This window comes from Pseudomonas sp. NMS19W (assembly GCF_051554255.1).
Classification (GTDB): domain Bacteria; phylum Pseudomonadota; class Gammaproteobacteria; order Pseudomonadales; family Pseudomonadaceae; genus Aquipseudomonas; species Aquipseudomonas kribbensis.
The window spans coordinates 4,936,021-4,954,495 of sequence record NZ_CP136718.1; the positions used below are offsets into that span (position 1 = coordinate 4,936,021).

At 60.6% G+C, this 18,475-nt stretch carries 15 protein-coding genes and 1 pseudogene; 7 read left to right on the plus strand and 9 right to left on the minus strand.

Annotated features, from left to right (window positions below; genetic code table 11):
• Positions 1–122: 122 nt before the first annotated feature.
• From R1A29_RS22600 to R1A29_RS22620, 5 genes are all read left to right on the plus strand, one after another.
• Positions 123–1,550 carry a di-heme oxidoredictase family protein gene (locus R1A29_RS22600; RefSeq protein WP_438299641.1) on the plus strand — a complete coding sequence of 476 codons (1,428 nt, stop codon included), beginning with the start codon at positions 123–125 and terminating at the stop codon, positions 1,548–1,550.
• A 26-nt stretch (positions 1,551–1,576) separates the two neighbouring features.
• Entirely contained in the window at positions 1,577–2,641 is a 1,065-nt protein-coding gene (locus R1A29_RS22605) for an imelysin family protein (protein ID WP_134827940.1), read from the plus strand.
• Between the two features lie 14 nt (positions 2,642–2,655).
• Positions 2,656–3,756, plus strand: a complete 1,101-nt coding sequence (locus R1A29_RS22610; RefSeq protein ID WP_085709552.1) for a DUF1513 domain-containing protein — start codon at positions 2,656–2,658, stop codon at positions 3,754–3,756.
• Between the two features lie 145 nt (positions 3,757–3,901).
• Positions 3,902–5,050, plus strand: a complete 1,149-nt coding sequence (locus R1A29_RS22615) for an efflux RND transporter periplasmic adaptor subunit (RefSeq protein WP_085730202.1) — start codon at positions 3,902–3,904, stop codon at positions 5,048–5,050.
• A gap of 13 nt (positions 5,051–5,063) precedes the next feature.
• Complete coding sequence (locus tag R1A29_RS22620) at positions 5,064–8,099, plus strand: multidrug efflux RND transporter permease subunit (protein WP_438299642.1); 3,036 nt, start codon at positions 5,064–5,066, stop codon at positions 8,097–8,099.
• A 67-nt stretch (positions 8,100–8,166) separates the two neighbouring features.
• On the opposite strand, the gene R1A29_RS22625 is transcribed toward R1A29_RS22620, so the two are convergent.
• The 5 genes from R1A29_RS22625 to colR all read right to left on the minus strand — a co-directional run bounded on the left by R1A29_RS22625 (position 8,167) and on the right by colR (position 11,891).
• A complete protein-coding gene (locus R1A29_RS22625) occupies positions 8,167–8,394 on the minus strand; it encodes a hypothetical protein (protein WP_114885184.1) in 228 nt (75 codons plus the stop codon).
• A 2-nt stretch (positions 8,395–8,396) separates the two neighbouring features.
• Entirely contained in the window at positions 8,397–9,110 is a 714-nt protein-coding gene (locus R1A29_RS22630; protein ID WP_408985999.1) for a lipopolysaccharide kinase InaA family protein, read from the minus strand.
• A gap of 4 nt (positions 9,111–9,114) precedes the next feature.
• Positions 9,115–9,783 carry a class I SAM-dependent methyltransferase gene (locus R1A29_RS22635; RefSeq protein ID WP_085709742.1) on the minus strand — a complete coding sequence of 223 codons (669 nt, stop codon included), beginning with the start codon at positions 9,781–9,783 and terminating at the stop codon, positions 9,115–9,117.
• Between the two features lie 124 nt (positions 9,784–9,907).
• Positions 9,908–11,218, minus strand: a complete 1,311-nt coding sequence (locus tag R1A29_RS22640; RefSeq protein WP_432217597.1) for a sensor histidine kinase — start codon at positions 11,216–11,218, stop codon at positions 9,908–9,910.
• Positions 11,208–11,891, minus strand: coding sequence for a two-component system response regulator ColR (colR, locus tag R1A29_RS22645; RefSeq protein WP_085709546.1), 684 nt, complete (start codon positions 11,889–11,891; stop codon positions 11,208–11,210). Before colR ends, R1A29_RS22640 begins: the two co-directional genes overlap by 11 nt.
• A 203-nt stretch (positions 11,892–12,094) precedes the next feature.
• On the opposite strand from colR, the gene R1A29_RS22650 reads away from it, so the two are divergent.
• On the plus strand, positions 12,095–14,044 hold the full coding sequence (locus R1A29_RS22650) for an LTA synthase family protein (protein ID WP_438299643.1): 1,950 nt from the start codon (positions 12,095–12,097) through the stop codon (positions 14,042–14,044).
• A gap of 52 nt (positions 14,045–14,096) precedes the next feature.
• A complete protein-coding gene (locus R1A29_RS22655) occupies positions 14,097–14,840 on the plus strand; it encodes a phosphatase PAP2 family protein (RefSeq protein ID WP_265813380.1) in 744 nt (247 codons plus the stop codon).
• A gap of 76 nt (positions 14,841–14,916) precedes the next feature.
• Here R1A29_RS22655 and groL read toward each other — a convergent pair whose 3' ends face one another.
• From groL to R1A29_RS22675, 4 genes and pseudogenes are all read right to left on the minus strand, one after another.
• On the minus strand, positions 14,917–16,563 hold the full coding sequence (gene groL, locus R1A29_RS22660; protein WP_085709543.1) for a chaperonin GroEL: 1,647 nt from the start codon (positions 16,561–16,563) through the stop codon (positions 14,917–14,919).
• Positions 16,564–16,614: 51 nt separating this feature from the next.
• Positions 16,615–16,909 (minus strand): annotated as a pseudogene (locus R1A29_RS22665) (co-chaperone GroES).
• 259 nt (positions 16,910–17,168) lie between these two features.
• Complete coding sequence (locus R1A29_RS22670) at positions 17,169–17,645, minus strand: FxsA family protein (protein ID WP_085709542.1); 477 nt, start codon at positions 17,643–17,645, stop codon at positions 17,169–17,171.
• Between the two features lie 65 nt (positions 17,646–17,710).
• Positions 17,711–18,442, minus strand: coding sequence for a HugZ family protein (locus R1A29_RS22675; RefSeq protein ID WP_085709541.1), 732 nt, complete (start codon positions 18,440–18,442; stop codon positions 17,711–17,713).
• Positions 18,443–18,475 lie beyond the last annotated feature (33 nt).

The window sequence follows — 18,475 nt, forward strand, 5'->3', positions numbered from 1 at the left end:
GGGTCGCCTTGTTCGTTTCCGCCGGCCTGACTTGTATCAAGCAAACGATAATTCCTCTTATTCAAACCCCCTCGCCCTGTTAGACTTTGCGCCTTTATTTTTGCCCGTCCGCAGGAAGTCTGATGCCGTCGTTGCCTCTTCGCTTGTCCGCACTGTTTCTGGCCCTTGGCCTGAGTGCCTGCGATGACGCCCCGCGTTTCACCAAGGCCGAACCCGGCGAAGCCCGCTCCGGCGGTGCCGCGACCGTGCGCAAGACCGATCAGAATTCATTTTCCCTGCCCTCGGCCAACCTGCCACCTTCGCGTCGGGTGGACTTCAGCGTCGGCAACAGTTTCTTTCGCAGCCCCTGGGTGATCGCGCCGTCGACCACCACCGCCCGCGATGGCCTCGGCCCGTTGTTCAACACCAACGCCTGCCAGGGTTGCCACATCAAGGACGGTCGCGGCCATCCGCCGCCTCCGGATGCGCCAAACGCCGTATCGATGCTGGTGCGTCTGTCGATTCCCGATGCGCCGCAGTACGCCAGATTGATCGAGCAAGTCGGCGTGGTGCCGGAGCCGGTCTACGGCGGACAGTTCCAGGACATGGCCGTGCCTGGCGTCGCGCCGGAAGGCAAAGTGCGGGTCGATTACACGCCAGTGCCGGTGCGCTTCAAGGACGGCACCGAAGTCGAGCTGCGCAAACCGGTGTTGCAGTTCTCTCAGCTCGGCTACGGTCCGATGCACCCCGACACGCGTTTTTCCGCACGGGTTGCACCGCCGATGATCGGCCTGGGTCTGCTCGAAGCGATCCCCGAAGAAGCCATCCTCGCCAACGCCGCCGCGCAGGCCAAAGAGAAAAACGGCATCAACGGCCGGCCCAACCGGGTCTGGGATGACGCACAGCAAAAGACCGTGATGGGCCGATTTGGCTGGAAAGCCGGGCAACCGAACCTCAATCAACAAAATGTTCACGCGTTTTCTGGTGATATGGGCCTCACCACGAGCCTGAGACCGTTTGATGACTGCACCGACGCGCAAATCGCCTGCAAACAGGCGCCCAATGGCAATGGCCCGGACGGCGAACCTGAAGTCAGCGACAACATCCTGCGCCTGGTGCTGTTCTACACCCGCAACCTCGCCGTTCCCGCTCGCCGGGGCGTCAACGATGCTCAGGTGCTGGCCGGCAAGAATCTGTTTTTCCAGGCGGGGTGCCAGTCCTGTCACACGCCGAAATACACCACCGCCGCCAACGCGGCCGAACCTGAACTGGCCAATCAAGTGATTCGCCCGTACAGCGATCTGCTGCTGCATGACATGGGCGAAGGCCTGGCCGACAACCGCACCGAGTTCCAGGCCAGTGGCCGCGACTGGCGCACGCCGCCGTTGTGGGGCATCGGTCTGACGCAGGCAGTCAGCGGTCACACCCAGTTCCTGCACGACGGCCGCGCCCGCAACCTGCTCGAAGCCGTGCTCTGGCATGGCGGCGAAGCCCGGGCGGCGCAGCAACAGGTTTTGTCTTTCAATGCCCAGCAGCGTGCCGCGCTGCTGGCGTTCTTGAATTCACTTTAAACACTTAAAAGAATCGGGAGCCCGACATGTTCCGTCCCAAGCTGTTGTTCACCAGCCTTGCCGCACTGGCCCTCGGCGCCTGCTCGCCGCAGGATCCGCAAGCCGTCACCTCGGCCGCCATCGCCAAATCGGTGATCCTGCCGACCTACACCCGCTGGGTCGAGGCTGACCGGCAACTGGCCGTCAGCGCCCTCGCCTACTGCCAGGGCAAGGAAAACCTGGAGACCGCCCGCGCCGACTTCCTCCACGCGCAGAAAGCCTGGGCCGAACTGCAACCGCTGCTGATCGGCCCGCTGTCCGAAGGCAACCGCTCGTGGCAGGTGCAGTTCTGGCCGGACAAGAAAAACCTCGTCGGCCGTCAGGTCGAGCAACTGGTCACCGCCCAGCCGCAGATCGATGCCGCCGCCCTGGCCAAGTCCAGCGTTGTGGTGCAAGGCCTGTCGGCCTACGAATACATCCTGTTCGACGCCAAGCCTGACGTGGCCAACGACGAACAGAAAGCCAAATACTGCCCGTTGCTGGTAGCCATCGGCGAACGCCAGAAACAACTGGCCGAAGAGATTCTGAGCAACTGGAACAACACCGACGGCATGCTCGCGCAGATGAGCAAGTTCCCCAACCAGCGCTACGCCGACTCCCACGAAGCGATCGCCGACCTGCTGCGGGTACAGGTCACCGCCCTCGACACCCTGAAGAAAAAACTCGGCACCCCGATGGGCCGTCAGAGCAAAGGCGTGCCGCAACCGTTCCAGGCCGATGCATGGCGCAGCCAGTCGTCGCTGACGGCGATGGAAGCCAGCCTCGCCGCCGCCAAGACCGTGTGGGAAGGCGTCGACAACAAAGGCTTGCGCGGCCTGCTGCCGGCCGAACAGAAACCGCTGGCGGACAAGATCGATGCGGCGTACGCAGCCTCGCTCAAACTGTTTGGCAGCACCCAGCGCTCGCTGACCGAAATGCTCGAAGACGACGCCGGTCGCCAGCAGCTCAACGACATCTACGACAGCCTCAACGTCGTCCATCGCCTGCACGAAGGCGAACTGGCCAAGGCGCTGGGCATTCAACTGGGCTTCAATGCCAACGACGGTGACTGATGAGGGCAAGTGCCATGCTGCGACGCCAGGCTCTGACTTTAGGTAGTTTGCTGCTGGGAGCAGTGACACTGGGCGGCTGGACGCTGTTCAAGCGCAAGGATCAGAGCCCGCTGTTGCTGTCGGCGCGCGACGACACCGACGGCAAGCACTACGCCGTCGGTTATCGGTTGGACGGTACGCGAGTGTTCGCCACCGAAGTCGGCCAGCGCTGCCACGACATCATCAATCACCCGACGCTGCCGATCGCGCTGTTCGTCGCCCGGCGTCCGGGTACCGAGAGCTACCTGATCGACCTGCGCGACGGTGCATTGCTGCAGACCGTGACCTCGCAGCCGAACCGGCATTTCTACGGCCACGCGGTGATCCACCACAGCGGCGATTACCTGTACGCCACCGAAAACGACACCACCGATCCAGGCCGTGGTTTGCTCGGGGTCTACAAGTTCGAGGGTGAACGGCTGGTACACAGCGGCGAGATTTCCACCCACGGTCTCGGCCCGCATCAAGTGTCGTGGATGCCCGACGGTGAAACTTTGGTGGTGGCCAACGGCGGGATTCGCACCGAGGCCGAAAGCCGGGTCGACATGAACCTCGACGCCATGGAACCAAGCCTGGTGCTGATGCAGCGCGACGGCACCCTGTTGAGCAAGGAAACCCTCGCCCAGCAGATGAACAGCGTGCGGCACCTGGGCATCGCCAGCGATGGCACCATCGTCGCCGGCCAGCAATTCATGGGGCCTTCCCAGGAGCGTTCCGAGTTGCTGGCGATCAAGCGTCCGGGCCAGCCGTTCGTGGCGTTCCCGGTGCCGGAGCATCAGTTGCAGTCGATGGGGCACTACACCGCCAGCGTCGCCGTGCACAGCGAACTGCGTCTGGTGGCACTGACCGCACCGCGTGGCAACCGCTTCTTCATCTGGGATCTGGACAGCGGCGAAGTGCGCCTCGACGCACCGTTGCCCGACTGCGCCGGTGTCGGTGCGGTGAAGGACGGCTTCGTTGTGACGTCGGGACAAGGACGTTGCCGCTACTACGATTGTCGCCAGGATGAACTGCTGGCCAAACCGCTGGATCTGCCCGCAGGGCTCTGGGACAACCATCTGCACCTGATGGCCTGAAAATCGCCGCAGGCCGTTCGGTCGGCGGTGCTCCCCTCCTCCACCTCATCCCCTCACACCTGTAAAAACTGGCAGTTGGAATCCCTGCCGGAGTCGGGGTAATGTGCCCGCCTGTCTCGCCTGATTTTCTCCAAGGAACTGGAATATGCTGCGTCGCCGCATGCTGATCATGTTGGGTGTTGTACTGCTGATCGTTCTGCTTCTCGCCGGTTACAAGGCCTTCTCGATCTACACCATGATCCAGGGCTTTGCCAAACCGAAACCGCCGATCAGTGTCGCCGTGGCCACAGCCGCCGAGCGCCCGTGGCAGATGCGCCTGCCTACCGTCGGCACGCTCAAGGCGCTGCAAGGTGTCGAGCTGAGCCTGGAAGTCGCCGGCACCGTCACCGAGCTGAAATTCGAATCAGGCCAGAAGGTCAAGGCCGGGCAACCGTTGCTGCAACTCGACAGCGCCGTCGAATCCGCCTTGCTGGAAACCGCCAAGGCCGACCTCGGCCTGGCGCAACTGGACTTCGGTCGCGGCAGTCAACTGGTGGGCAGCAGCGCCATCTCCAAAGGTGAATTCGACCGACTCTCGGCGGTGCTGCAAAAGAATCGCGCCACAGTCAATCAGCTCAATGCGTCGCTGGCGAAAAAACGCATCGTCGCACCGTTCAGCGGCACCATCGGCATCCGTCAGGTCGACGTCGGCGACTACCTCGCCAGCGGTACGAAAATCGCCACCCTGCAGGATCTGAGCAGCCTCTACGCCGACTTCTATGTGCCCGAACAATCAGTGCCGAAACTGGCGATCGGCCAACCGGTGCAGATTTCGGTAGCTGCGTATCCCGGGCAGAATTTTCCCGGCGCCATCAGCGCAATCAACCCGATTGTCGAAAGCACCACCCGCAACATTCTGGTTCGCGCGACGCTGGCCAACCCCGATGGCAAGTTGCTGCCGGGCATGTTCGCCAGCCTTGAAGTGCTGCTGCCGGATCCGCAGAAACACATCGTCGTACCGGAAAGCGCGATCACCTACACCCTCTACGGCAACTCGATTTACGTGGTCGGGCAGAAAAAGGCCGAGGACGGCAGCGTCGAGAAAGACGACAAGGGCCAACCGGTGCTGATCGCCGAGCGTCGGTTCATTGAAACCGGTGAGCGCCGCGAGGGCCTGGTGATGATCAACAAGGGCGTGCAGAGCGGCGAGCAAGTGGTGACGGCCGGCCAGATCAAACTGGACAACGGCGCCCACATCGCCATCAGCGAAGACAAGACCCTCGGCGAGCAGAACAGTCCGCGCCGCGCCGACTGATCAAGGAATCCTCATGGCCTTTACCGATCCGTTCATTCGCCGCCCGGTGCTCGCCACCGTGGTCAGCCTGCTGATTGTGCTGCTGGGCTTCCAGGCCTGGAGCAAGCTGCCGTTGCGCCAGTATCCGCAGATGGAAAACGCCCTGATCACGGTGACTACCGCCTATCCCGGGGCCAACGCCGAAACCATCCAGGGCTACATCACCCAGCCGATGCAACAGAGCCTGGCGAGCGCCGAGGGCATCGACTACATGACCTCGGTCAGTCGCCAGAACTTCTCGGTGATTTCGATCTACGCACGCATCGGTTCCAACAGCGACCGCTTGTTCACCGAACTGCTGGCCAAGGCCAACGAGGTGAAGAACAAACTGCCGCAGGATGCCGAAGACCCGGTGCTGAGCAAGGAATCCGCCGATGCCTCGGCGCTGATGTACATCAGTTTCTTCAGCAAGGAATTGAGCAACCCGCAGATCACCGACTACCTGTCGCGGGTGATCCAGCCAAAACTGGCGACGCTGCCAGGCATGGCCGAAGCCGAGATTCTGGGTAACCAGGTGTTCGCCATGCGCCTGTGGATCGACCCGGTGAAACTCGCCGGTTTCGGCCTCAGCGCCAGCGACGTGACCAATGCCGTGCGCCAGTACAACTTCCTCTCCGCCGCCGGTGAGGTGAAAGGCGAATACGTGGTCACCAGTATCAACGCCAACACCGAACTGAAGTCCGCCGAGGCCTTCGGCAAGATTCCGCTCAAGGTCAGTGGCGACAGCCGTGTATTGCTCAGCGATGTGGCGCGGGTGGAAATGGGTGCGGAGAACTACAACTCCATCAGTTCCTTCGGTGGCACTCCCTCGGTGTACATCGGGATCAAGGCCACCCCCGGCGCCAACCCGCTGGACGTGATCAAGGAAGTGCGCAAGATCATGCCGGAGCTGGAAGCCCAGTTGCCGCCCAACCTCAAGAGCGAGATCGCCTACGACGCCACGCTGTTCATCCAGGCCTCCATCGACGAAGTGGTGAAAACCCTGTTCGAAGCGGTGCTGATCGTGATCGTGGTGGTGTTCCTGTTTCTCGGCGCCCTGCGTTCGGTGGTGATCCCGGTGGTGACCATTCCGCTGTCGATGATCGGCGTGATGTTCTTCATGCAGATGATGGGTTACTCGATCAACCTGCTGACCCTGCTGGCAATGGTGCTGGCCATCGGTCTGGTGGTGGACGATGCCATCGTCGTGGTGGAAAACATCCACCGGCATATCGAGGAAGGCAAGACCCCGCTGGAGGCCGCCCTCGAAGGCGCCCGGGAAATCGCGATGCCGGTGGTGTCGATGACCATCACCCTGGCGGCGGTGTATGCGCCGATCGGTTTTCTCACCGGGCTGACCGGTGCCCTGTTCAAGGAGTTCGCTCTGACCCTTGCCGGGGCCGTGGTGATTTCCGGCATCGTCGCCCTGACCCTGTCGCCGATGATGTGCGCCTTGTTGCTGCGTCACGAGGAAAACCCCACCGGGCTGGCCCATCGACTCGACCGGATCTTCGAAAACCTCAAGCGACGCTACCAGAGCATGCTCCACGGCACGCTCAACACCCGGCCGGTGGTGCTGGTGTTCGCAGTGATCGTGCTGTGCCTGATTCCGGTGCTGCTCAAGTTCACCAAATCGGAACTGGCGCCGGACGAAGACCAGGGCATCATTTTCATGATGGCCAACGCGCCGCAACCGACCAACCTCGATTACCTGAACACCTACACCGAAGAATTCGTGAAGATCTTCAAGGAATTCCCGGAGTACTACTCCTCGTTCCAGATCAACGGCTACAACGGTGTGCAGAGCGGCATCGGCGGATTCCTGCTCAAGCCATGGAACGAACGCAGCCGCACCCAGATGCAGATTCTTCCCGAGGTGCAGGGCAAGCTCGGCAGCATTCCGGGTTTGCAGATCTTCGGCTTCAACCTGCCCTCCCTGCCCGGCACCGGCGAGGGCCTGCCGTTCGAATTCGTGATCAACACGGCCAACGACTACGAGCTGTTGCTGCAGGTGGCTGACCGGATCAAGAAGCGTGCGATGGAGTCGGGCAAATTCGCCTTCGTCGACCTCGACCTGGCCTTCGACAAACCGGAGGTGGTAGTCGATATCGACCGCGCGAAAGCGGCGCAGATGGGCGTGTCGATGCAGGATCTGGGCGGCACGCTCGCCACCTTGCTCGGCGAGGCGGAGATCAACCGGTTCACCATCGAGGGTCGCAGTTACAAGGTGATCGCCCAGGTTGAACGGGCCTATCGCGACAACCCGGACTGGCTGAACAACTACTACGTGAAAAACACCCAGGGCGAGTTGCTGCCGCTGTCGACCCTGATCACCGTGACTGACCGAGCACGCCCACGACAGCTCAACCAGTTCCAGCAACTCAACGCGGCGAAGCTGTCCGGGTTCCCGCTGGTCAGCATGGGCGAAGCCATCGACAGCGTCGTGCAGATCGCCCGGGAAGAAGCACCTGCCGGTTTTGCCTTCGACTACGGCGGTGCCTCACGGCAATTCGTCCAGGAAGGCAGTGCGCTGTGGGTGACCTTCGCACTGGCGCTGGCGATCATCTTTCTGGTGCTGGCAGCGCAGTTCGAGAGCTTCCGCGACCCGTTGGTGATACTGGTGACCGTACCGCTGTCGATTTGCGGGGCGCTGATTCCGCTGTTCCTCGGCTGGTCGAGCATGAACATCTACACCCAGGTCGGACTGGTGACGCTGATTGGTCTGATCAGCAAGCACGGGATCCTGATCGTCGAATTCGCCAACCAGTTGCGCAAGGAAAAAGGCCTGACGGCCCGCGAGGCGGTTGAAGAGGCGGCGGCGATTCGCTTGCGGCCGGTGCTGATGACCACCGCCGCCATGGTGTTCGGCATGGTGCCACTGATCATCGCCAGTGGCGCGGGCGCGGTGAGCCGTTTCGATATCGGCACGGTGATTGCCACCGGGATGTCGATCGGGACCTTGTTTACGCTGTTCGTCCTGCCCTGTGTTTATACCGTGCTGGCCAGACCCGATCCCGCACCCGCCCCGTAACCGCCGTTTTCACACGGGCACAAAAAAGGCCTCGCATCTGCGAGGCCTTTGGCACTTTTCAATCGATTCAACTCTGCGGCCTCATCCCTTGAGAAAGCCCGAACATGAACAGCAACAAATCATGATCGGGTTTGGTTGCCACGGAGGCTTTCGCCACCCGCGGCATCGGACAATGGGCATCGCTGCTCGATGCCCCGATCACTTGCATGCGTGGCTGTTCCCAGGCCGCCACCGCCAAAGATGCAACTGCCAAGGCTCCTACCAGAAACAAACCTCGCGCAATTTCTAGTTTCATCGCTATAAACCCTTGATAGCGCTGCCAAACGCCGTCTCATAAAAATAGACGAGTTTTTTCCAGTCCGTAGGGCTGAACGACGAGTGGCGGCGCAATTGTTTCATGTCATGGGAGGCCGCACGGTAAGCGGTCAGGCGCTGACGGCATTTTTCCAGATCGATCAGGGCCACTTCGACCTTGGCCGAGTCGCCTTCGCCGGTGACGCGGACAAAGACGTGCTTGATGTAAATGCAGCTGTGCTGCCAGCGGCCCTTGTGCATGCGGGCCAGGTTTTCGGCGAGGTCCTTGAGCACGCGTTCATACACGGCTTCACCGTACTGCTCGCGACCACCTGCCGCTTCCCACTGTTCAAGTTCCTGGAAACCGTCCAGCGACTTGGTGACCAGCAACGCCCGCCACTTGTGCTGCGGATCAGGCTGGGCCCCGCAAAAAACGATTTCCGGCACCCGGACGCCAAGTCTGGTTACGCCGGTCAGCGCATCCAGTTCACGCAATACGGTCGGCCGACCGAAGGGATGCAACCAGCTGCGATAGATATGTCCTGTCTGGCGTTTGGCATACAGCAGTTGACCATCGCGCCCCACCACCCGCTGCACGCCACTTTCGCCACCACGACGCACGTTGGGTTCTTCCACCCACTCACCGCGCTGGTTCCAGTAATAGTCAAAGCGATCCTGGGGAGCAACTTCCGTTTCTGCTGCAAATTGCACTGCCATCCTCTTACCTCTTGCGTAGTACGTAAACTCGCCACATGGCATAGAGCGGAATGAAGTCCAGTTGTTCCTGGATCCTGAATCCTGCCTCTTCAAATTCCTTTTCAACCGTAGCGGCCGGTAGCACAAACCGGTTCTGATAACCTTCCTGGCCGCGGCGTTTCTCCGCGCGCTTGCGTTTCCAGGCCTTGAAATTGCCATCTACCCACAACGAAACGATCACACTGTCCCGGGTAACGCGTTCAAACTCCCGCAAGATCGTCCGCCGATGCTCGGCTTCGCCGATATGGTGCAGCAGACGCATGCAGAAAATGCTGTCCACGGAGTTGTCAGGCAACGCGATATCGAACGCCGAGGTGTGCAAGGGTTGTACCCGCTTCACCACATCCGCCGGCTGGGCCTGCATCGCCGTCTTGATCATCGACTCGGAATTGTCTGCCCCGATGATTACCCGATTGGGCTTTTCTGCCAGCAACGGCCAGAAACGTCCGGCACCGCACGGCAGATCCAGCACCAGTCCCGGCTCGCCAACCAGCGTCAGCGCCTTGCGGGCCAACTGCTGATCACGCCAGTTGGACAGGCGACGCCCCAGGCCATCCTGGTGCTTGCGCAGATATTTCTGCGCATGGTTGTCGTCGTACTTCTCGGAAAAATCGAGTTTGATCGGGCCGGCCATCATCGGGACTCCTGAATTGCTGATATCCCCACCTTATGCAGGGGCGTGTCAGCGTCAGGTCATCCCTTTGTGAAAAAAACGTCGCGTAAACCCACGAACTATTTCAAGGTTATACAGGTTTCGTTCAGGTTGGCAGCTTTTTTGTGCCATTTGGGAGGGATTCCTGTTTGCCCAGATCTACCTCGAAACGACAGCCATTGGGCTCCATCGTACTCAAAGTGACGCTCCAGCCCTGGTTTTCACAGATGCGCTGCACCAGTGACAACCCCAGTCCAAGGCCTTCTCCGCGTTTTTCGCTGCCGCGCACGAACGGTTTGAACATTTCCTCGCGCTTTTCCTCGGGAATGCCTACACCCGAGTCCTCGACCACGAAGCCGTTATCGTTGAGCGTCAGTCGAATGAAACCCTGCTCGGTGTAGTGCAGGGCATTACGCAGCAGGTTACCCATCACCGCATTGAGCAGTGTGGCGTTGTAAAGGGTGTCCGGCGGATTGCCCGGCTCGAAAATCAGCTTCAGCCCCTTGGATTCGATCGGCTCGCGCCACACGCCCAGCAGATTGTCCGCCACCTGGCCGAGACTGTGCCGGGGCGCCGCACCCGCATCTTCGCGCTGGGCACGGGCCAGCATCAGGAAGGTCTGCACCAGTTCGCGCATTTCTTCGCTGGCACGGGCAATCCGTTCGACCTGGGCACGACCGCGCTGATCGATGCCCGGGTTTTCCAGCAGCAGTTCACACGAAGTGGCCAGAACCATCAGCGGTGTGCGCAATTCGTGGCTGACGTCACTGGTGAACAGCCGCTCTCGGGTCAACGCCTGACGCAAACGCCCGAGCGTCGCATCGAAGGCCACCGCCAGTTCACCCACTTCGTCAGCGGCGTAGTCCGGCGCCAGCGGCGGTGCCAGCCCCAGCAACTGATCGCGATGACGCACCTGACGCGCCAGCCGGACCACCGGTGCCATCACCTTGCGCGCCAGCACCCAGCCGAGGAAAACCGCCAGCGCCAGGCTGAGCACGAAGCCCACCAGCACCACGGCAAACAGCACGCGCTCGCGCTCTTCGAAATCGCTTTGATCCTGCAGCAACACGTAACGCCGACCGTCGACGATTTCGACCATCGCGTGATAGGACAGCTGTTCGCGGAAGACTTCGTGGAACCCCGAATCCAGGTGCCGCAGATCCTTGGGCAACTCGAAGTCCCCCGGGCCGCCGCTGAAATAAAACAACTGGTCCGGCTCTGGCCGATGGCTCCAGTCCGAAACGTTGTCCATCAGCAACAGACGCTGCAGGTCGCCGCCCAGTCCGGCAGAAATCAGTTTTTCTTCCACCAGGTGCACGGTCGCGACAATGCCCATGGCGAAGGCCCCCGCCACCAGTGCGCTCATCAGCGCAAAGGCGATGATGATCCGCTGGGCAAGGCTCTGCTTAAACTCCATCGCGGCCCTCGGCCAAGCGATAACCCACGCCGTGCACGGTGTGCAGCAGTGGTTTGGCGAACGGTTTGTCGATCACCTGACGCAATTGGTGGACGTGGCTGCGCAGACTGTCGCTGTCCGGGCAATCGTCGCCCCATAGGGCTTCTTCGAGAATTTCCCGACGCAGGACGTGCGGGCTCTTCTGCATCAGCACCGCGAGCAGTTTCAGGCCGACCGGGTTGAGCTTGAGCAGCTTGCCTTCGCGGGTCACTTCCAGTGTGTCGAGGTCGTAGCTCAAGTCGCCAACCTGCAAGGAGCGGCGGCCACCGCCCTGGGTGCGGCGCATCACGGCTTCGATTCGTGCAGCCAGTTCCGACAGCGCGAAAGGCTTGACCAGGTAATCGTCAGCCCCGGACTTGAAGCCCTGCAAACGATCATCGAGCTGATCGCGGGCGGTGAGCATGATCACCGGCGTGTCGCGGCGGGCGTCTTCACGCAGACGTTTGCACAGGGTGTAGCCGTCGATGCCCGGCAACATGATGTCGAGCACGATCAGGTCATAGTGCTCGGTGGCTGCCAGATGCAGGCCCGACAGACCGTCCTGGGCGCAATCGACGGTGTAGCCCTTCAGGCCCAGGTAATCGGCCAGGTTGGCCAGGATATCGCGGTTGTCTTCGACCAATAGAATTCGCATGGGCACCTCTTCCGTACACAGTAACGGCCGTCATGGCCCGCGCAGCTTAAGGCCTGTTTCGGCTCAGGGCCAGCGCTGGTGACCCGGCAGATGAAATTGCCCGGACGAAATAAATCTTTAACAAAGTTTTCACTATCGATTCACAACCTGACTACAGTGGCGCCGCGAAACTCTCGCGCCATTGATAAAAGGAAAAGAAAACAATGGGTTTCTTCAAGACAGCGCCTATGCGCTATCTGTTGTTAGTCACCGGCGCCTGGCTGGTCGTGTTTCTCCTCACCCGCACCGTACTGCTGCTGACTCATCTGGATGAGGCCGGTGGCGGTGCGCTGTCCGTGTTCGGCGTCGGTCTGGTCTACGACCTGGGCTTTCTCGCCTACGCGGCCCTGCCGATGGGCCTGTACCTGCTGCTATGCCCGCCGGGCCTGTGGCGGCGGCGCGGTCACCGCTGGTTCCTGCAGGGACTGCTGACGGTCAGCCTGTACGCCATGCTGTTCACGGCGGTGGCCGAGTGGCTGTTCTGGGATGAGTTCGGGGTTCGCTTCAACTTCATCGCCGTCGATTATCTGGTGTATTCCGACGAAGTACTGAACAACGTGCTGGAGTCCTACCCGATCGGCAAGTTGCTGAGCATCCTGGCGGTGCTGGCCATCGCGTTGAGTTTCGCACTGCGCAAACCGTTCAACGCGGCGCTGGATGCCCCGCTGCCGCCATTGCGCGGGCGCCTTCTGAATGCACTGGCTCTGCTGGTGGTCGCGGGTCTGAGCCTGCAACTGATCAGCCAGGATGCGCCGCGCGCCCAGGGCGGCAACGCCTATCAGAACGAACTGGCGAGCAACGGCCCGTATCAGTTCTTCGCCGCGTTCCGTAACAACGAGCTGGACTACAGCCAGTTCTACAAGAGCCTGCCTGCGGACCAAGTCGCCGGACAGATGCGTGCCGAACTGAACGAGCCCAATGCCCGCTTCGTCGGCAAGGATCCGCAGGACATCCGTCGCGATATCGACAACCCGGGCGTCACCCGCAAGCCGAACATCGTGCTGGTGACCATCGAAAGTCTCAGCGCCAAATACCTGGGCAGCAATGGTGATGGCCGCAACCTGACGCCGAACCTCGACGCGCTGCGCAAGCAGAGCCTGTACTTCAACAATTTCTACGCCACCGGCACTCGCACCGACCGGGGTCTGGAAGCCATCACTTTGGCCATTCCGCCGACGCCGGGCCGTTCGATCGTCAAGCGCATCGGTCGCGAGAGCGGTTTCGCCAGCCTCGGCCAGCAACTGAGCGCGGTCGGCTATGACAGCGTGTTCGTCTACGGTGGCCGTGGCTACTTCGACAACATGAACGCGTTCTTCAGCGGCAACGGCTATCGCGTTGTCGACCAGAGCAGCGTCGATGAGTCGGAAATCCACTTCAAGAATGCCTGGGGCATGGCCGACGAGGATCTGTACAAGCAGACGCTGAAACTGGCGGACGCCGACTACGCCAAGCAGCAGCCTTTCCTGTTGCAGTTGATGACCACCTCCAACCATCGTCCGTACACTTACCCGGAAAACCGCATCGACATCAAATCCGGCAACGGTCGCGATGGTGCGGTGAAGTACACCGACTACGCCATCGGCCAGTTCCTGGAGCAGGCGCGGCAGAAACCTTGGTTCGACAACACAATCTTCATCTTCGTCGCCGACCACACCGCCGGCAGTGCGGGCAAGGAAGACCTGCCGATCACCAACTACCAGATCCCGCTGTTCATCTATGCACCGAAGCTGATCGAAGCACGGGAAAACGCGCAACTGGCCAGCCAGATCGACCTCGCGCCGACGCTGCTGGGGCTGCTGAACCTGGACTACCAATCGACCTTCTTCGGTCGCAACCTGCTGGCGGACAACCCGCTGCCACCTCGGGTCGTGGTGGGCAACTATCAGCATCTGGGGCTGTTCGACGGCAAGGATCTGGCGATCCTCAGCCCACGCCAGGGCCTGCGCCGGCATGACGATGCACTGAGCGAAAGCCGCGAGTCCCGGGTCAACAGCGACGACCCGCTGGTGAGCCGCGCCATCACGTATTACCAAACCGCCAGTTATGGCTTCAAGCAACAGCTGCTTGGCTGGAAAGCACCCAAGGAGGGTGCCGCGCAAGTCAGCGATCGTTAATCGAAGCGCCCCGGACTGATGCTCCGGGGCGTTTTCCCGTTCTGGACCCGTCATGTCATCAAGCGTTGTACGCCCTGCCCCTCGCCCGCTGAACTTCTGGCTGTGCCTGGGGATTCCCGCTGTCGCGGCTGCCCTTCTGATCCTGCTGGAACTCACCGACCTGGACATGAACCTGGCGCGGATGTTCTACGACCCCGCCGCCGGCGACTTCATCGGGCGCCACAGTTACTTCCTGGAAAACATCCTTCACGATCGCGCCAAGCAGGTGGTGATCGCGTTTTCGGTGTTTTCCGTCATCGGTTTCATCGGCGCGTTTTTCATCGACCGGATCAAACCGTACAAGCGTGAACTGGGCTGTCTGGTGCTGTCCCTGGGCCTGGCGACCTCTTTCGTGACACCGATGAAAGCCGTCACCGCCGTGCAGTGCCCGTGGAGTCTTGAGCAGTTCGGCGGCCATGAAACCTACAGCAAACTGCTGGATCATCGCCCGCCGACCGACAAGCCCGGCCGCTGCTGGCCCGGTGGTCATGCGGCTACGGGGTTCACCTTGTTTGCGCTGTTCTTCGTGCTGCGGGATCGTCGCCCACGACTGGCGCGGCAGGCGTTCATCTTTGCCTTTGCGCTGGGCTCGGTGTTCTCGATCAGCCGGATGATGCAGGGCGCACACTTCTTTTCGCACAACGTGTGGACGGCGATTTTCTGCTGGCTGATCTGCCTGGGGTCGTATTACTGGGTGCTGTATCGCCCGACCGTGAAAGCCGAAGCGGTCATGAAGGCACAACCGGTTAACGCCTGATTACTCAAACTGCGGGCATTAAAAAACCCCGCCTGCTCATCGCAGGCGGGGTTTTTCGTTTCGGGGTAAGGCTGGCTTACATCATGCCGCCCATGCCACCCATGCCGCCCATGTCCGGCATACCACCGCCTACTGCACCTTCTTTCTTCGGTGCGTCAGCAACAGCGGCTTCGGTGGTCAGGATCAGACCGCCGATCGACGATGCAGCTTGCAGAGCGGAACGGGTTACCTTGGTTGGGTCCAGGATGCCCATTTCGATCATGTCGCCGTATTCGCCAGTCGCAGCGTTGTAACCGAAGTTACCTTTGCCGTTCTTGACTTCGTTGACCACAACGCTTGGCTCGTCGCCGCTGTTGGCAGCGATCTGACGCAGCGGTGCTTCAACGGCACGACGCAGAACAGCGATACCTACGTCCTGGTCGGCGTTGTCGCCTTTCAGGTTGATGATCGCGTTCAGAGCGCGGATCAGCGCAACGCCACCGCCAGGTACCACGCCTTCTTCAACGGCTGCGCGGGTTGCGTGCAGGGCGTCTTCAACGCGGGCTTTCTTCTCTTTCATTTCAACTTCGGAACCGGCGCCAACCTTGATCACCGCAACGCCGCCGGACAGCTTGGCCAGACGCTCTTGCAGTTTTTCACGGTCGTAGTCCGAGGAAGTCTCGGCAACCTGGGCACGGATCTGAGCGATACGCGCCTGGATGTCGCCTTCAACGCCAGCACCGTCAACGATGATGGTGTTTTCCTTGGACAGGGTCACGCGCTTGGCGCTGCCCAGGTGTTCCAGAGTGGTGCTTTCCAGGCTCAGGCCGATCTCTTCGGAGATAACGGTACCGCCGGTCAGAACGGCGATGTCCTGCAGCATGGCCTTGCGACGGTCGCCGAAACCTGGAGCCTTGACGGCTGCGACTTTGACGATGCCACGCATGTTGTTCACAACCAGAGTCGCCAGGGCTTCGCCTTCAACGTCTTCGGCAACGATCAGCAGTGGACGGCCGGCTTTGGCAACGGCTTCCAGCACTGGCAGCATTTCGCGGATGTTCGAGATCTTCTTGTCGACCAGCAGGATCAGCGCGCCTTCCAGCTCGGCAACCATGGTTTCCGGCTTGTTGACGAAGTACGGGGACAGGTAGCCACGGTCGAACTGCATGCCTTCTACGACCGACAGTTCGTTTTCCAGGCCCGAGCCTTCTTCAACGGTGATCACGCCTTCTTTACCGACTTTTTCCATGGCTTCGGCAATGATGTCGCCGATGGAGTTGTCGGAGTTGGCGGAGATGGTGCCAACCTGAGCGATCGCTTTGGTGTCGGTGCATGGCGCGGACAGCTTTTTCAGCTCGGCAACGACAGCGATGGTCGCTTTGTCGATACCGCGCTTCAGGTCCATCGGGTTCATGCCGGCAGCGACGGCTTTCAGGCCTTCGTTGACGATCGACTGAGCCAGAACGGTAGCGGTGGTAGTACCGTCACCAGCGTCATCGTTGGCACGGGAGGCAACGTCTTTGACCAGCTGCGCGCCCATGTTTTCGAAACGGTCTTCCAGCTCGATTTCCTTGGCAACGGAAACGCCATCCTTGGTGATGGTCGGAGCGCCGAAGCTCTTCTCGAGGATCACGTTACGGCCTTTCGGACCCAGGGTCGCTTTTACCGCGTCAGCCAGGACGTTTACGCCAACCAGCATTTTCTTGCGGGCGGAATCGCCGAATTTAACTTCTTTAGCAGCCATGATCGATATTCCTTAAATACTTTGTAGTAGCGGGAAAATGAACGGGGGTAATCAGCCTTCGATAACGGCGAGGATTTCGTTCTCGCTCATTACCAGCAGGTCTTCGCCGTCGACTTTCACGGTGTTGCTGCCGGAGTACGGACCGAACACAACCTTGTCGCCCACTTTCACGGACAGTGCGCGCACTTCACCGCTTTCCAGTGCCTTGCCCGGGCCTACAGCCAGAATCTCACCGTGGTTGGCTTTTTCAGCAGCCGAACCTGGCAGGACGATACCGCCAGCGGTTTTCTTTTTCTTCTTCGCTGCGACGGATGACGACGCGGTCATGCAGAGGACGAAGCTTCATTGTCGATCTCTCCTAATTGTGGTTTTCATCGGCCGGTGTAGTCCCGGCGGGTTTAACGAATCCGGCCTGCGCCGGTTGCGGCTCGTCGAGCGAACCGCGGAAGTCTGTCCGGTTCAAATACCGGAAACCTTTCGGTGACCGATACATAAGGGCGCATAAGCTTATTACAAGGGCAGGCCTAAAATTTTTTCATCGCGGCTCGTCATGTACGCGGCCGTAAACGAACACGGCACCCGAAGGTGCCGTGTGAGTGCAGAAGTTACTTGGTGTCGCGGTGTTCGAACTCGCCTTCGATCACATCGCCTTCGCGGCCCAGGGGCTGGCGCGGTGCAGGACCGCCGCGAGGTTGCAGGTCGTCGGCGAACGCACGCTGACGCATGGCCTGTTCTTCGGCGCGTTGGCGCATCTTGTTGGCGAACAGGCGACGGCTGAACGGCAACAGCAGGATCAGACCGGCCACGTCGCTGATGAAACCCGGCAGGATCAGCAGGCCGCCGGCCAGGGCCAGCATCAGGCCTTCGAGCATGGTCTGCGCAGGCAGTTCGCCGCGGTTCAGGCTTTCACGGGCACGCAGGGCGGTGGCCAGTCCGGCGATACGCAGCACGAATACGCCGAACATCGAGCCGAGAATGATCAGCAGCAGGGCCGGGAAAAATCCGATCGAACCTGCCACTTTGACGAATACGAACAGCTCCAACACCGGGAACAGCAGAAAGAGCAACAAAAAAGGGCGCATCAAAGTTTCCTCAACGCAAGAAATGCCTTGCAGTAAGCCTTAGATGACGTCGCCCTTTCGTGAATTCAAGCGTCGGCCACCGCATTTTTTGGCCAGACCTCGGCGTGAGCCAGAGAAACCAAGGCTTCGCGCACTTGTATCGGCGTATGACAAGGCGCTTGAAACGGCAGCCAGTACAGCGCCTGACCGATGCGCAGGTGCATGCCTTCGGTGTCGATCCCGGCCATTTGTGCCGGTACGGTTTTCGGTAGCCCGGCGAGGTCGACGTAATGCGCAATGGCCTTGGCGTGGTCGCTGTTCATGTGCTCGACCATGCTGATTTCGGCCTTGCCGGCGAACGGGTTGGCCAGGGTCAGGTGATCGACCCAGTGGATCGCGCCGAAACCGCCGATGTAGCGATGACGCACGGGCTTGAGCACCCAGAAATCGAAATCGTGGGCCTTGTGGTAATTCTGCGAATCGGGGAAATAGCGGTAGTAACGCTCGGCGGCGGCTTCGATGGCGGCAGCGTCTTCAAGCTTTTCCGCTTCGGCCAGATAAGTCAGGCGACCAACGGCTTGCACATCGTCAGCCTCGCGCTCCCCCACCAGCAGCGAACATTTCGGATCTTTCTGCAGGTTGTGGGTGTGCTGGGCGATGCGGCTGATCAGGATCAGCGGCCGGCCCTGCTCGTCCAGGCAGTAAGGAACCACGGAGCCAAACGGAAAACCGGGCATTGATTTGGAGTGGGTCGACAGCACGCCACGGTATTCCTTGAGAAGCAATTCTCGGGCATTCTTAGCCGCTTCAACGCTCAATTTATGACTCCTTAAATAGAATCCGTCGAAAAA

What these genes read in the sequence shown, in the direction of transcription:
- R1A29_RS22600 (WP_438299641.1), top strand. Translation starts at nt 123, where the DNA reads ATGCCGTCGTTGCCTCTTCGCTTGTCCGCACTGTTTCTGGCCCTTGGC.
- R1A29_RS22605 (WP_134827940.1), top strand. Translation starts at nt 1,577, where the DNA reads ATGTTCCGTCCCAAGCTGTTGTTCACCAGCCTTGCCGCACTGGCCCTC.
- R1A29_RS22610 (WP_085709552.1), top strand. Translation starts at nt 2,656, where the DNA reads ATGCTGCGACGCCAGGCTCTGACTTTAGGTAGTTTGCTGCTGGGAGCA.
- R1A29_RS22615 (WP_085730202.1), top strand. Translation starts at nt 3,902, where the DNA reads ATGCTGCGTCGCCGCATGCTGATCATGTTGGGTGTTGTACTGCTGATC.
- R1A29_RS22620 (WP_438299642.1), top strand. Translation starts at nt 5,064, where the DNA reads ATGGCCTTTACCGATCCGTTCATTCGCCGCCCGGTGCTCGCCACCGTG.
- R1A29_RS22625 (WP_114885184.1), bottom strand. Translation starts at nt 8,394, where the DNA reads ATGAAACTAGAAATTGCGCGAGGTTTGTTTCTGGTAGGAGCCTTGGCA.
- R1A29_RS22630 (WP_408985999.1), bottom strand. Translation starts at nt 9,110, where the DNA reads ATGGCAGTGCAATTTGCAGCAGAAACGGAAGTTGCTCCCCAGGATCGC.
- R1A29_RS22635 (WP_085709742.1), bottom strand. Translation starts at nt 9,783, where the DNA reads ATGGCCGGCCCGATCAAACTCGATTTTTCCGAGAAGTACGACGACAAC.
- R1A29_RS22640 (WP_432217597.1), bottom strand. Translation starts at nt 11,218, where the DNA reads ATGGAGTTTAAGCAGAGCCTTGCCCAGCGGATCATCATCGCCTTTGCG.
- colR (WP_085709546.1), bottom strand. Translation starts at nt 11,891, where the DNA reads ATGCGAATTCTATTGGTCGAAGACAACCGCGATATCCTGGCCAACCTG.
- R1A29_RS22650 (WP_438299643.1), top strand. Translation starts at nt 12,095, where the DNA reads ATGGGTTTCTTCAAGACAGCGCCTATGCGCTATCTGTTGTTAGTCACC.
- R1A29_RS22655 (WP_265813380.1), top strand. Translation starts at nt 14,097, where the DNA reads ATGTCATCAAGCGTTGTACGCCCTGCCCCTCGCCCGCTGAACTTCTGG.
- groL (WP_085709543.1), bottom strand. Translation starts at nt 16,563, where the DNA reads ATGGCTGCTAAAGAAGTTAAATTCGGCGATTCCGCCCGCAAGAAAATG.
- R1A29_RS22670 (WP_085709542.1), bottom strand. Translation starts at nt 17,645, where the DNA reads ATGCGCCCTTTTTTGTTGCTCTTTCTGCTGTTCCCGGTGTTGGAGCTG.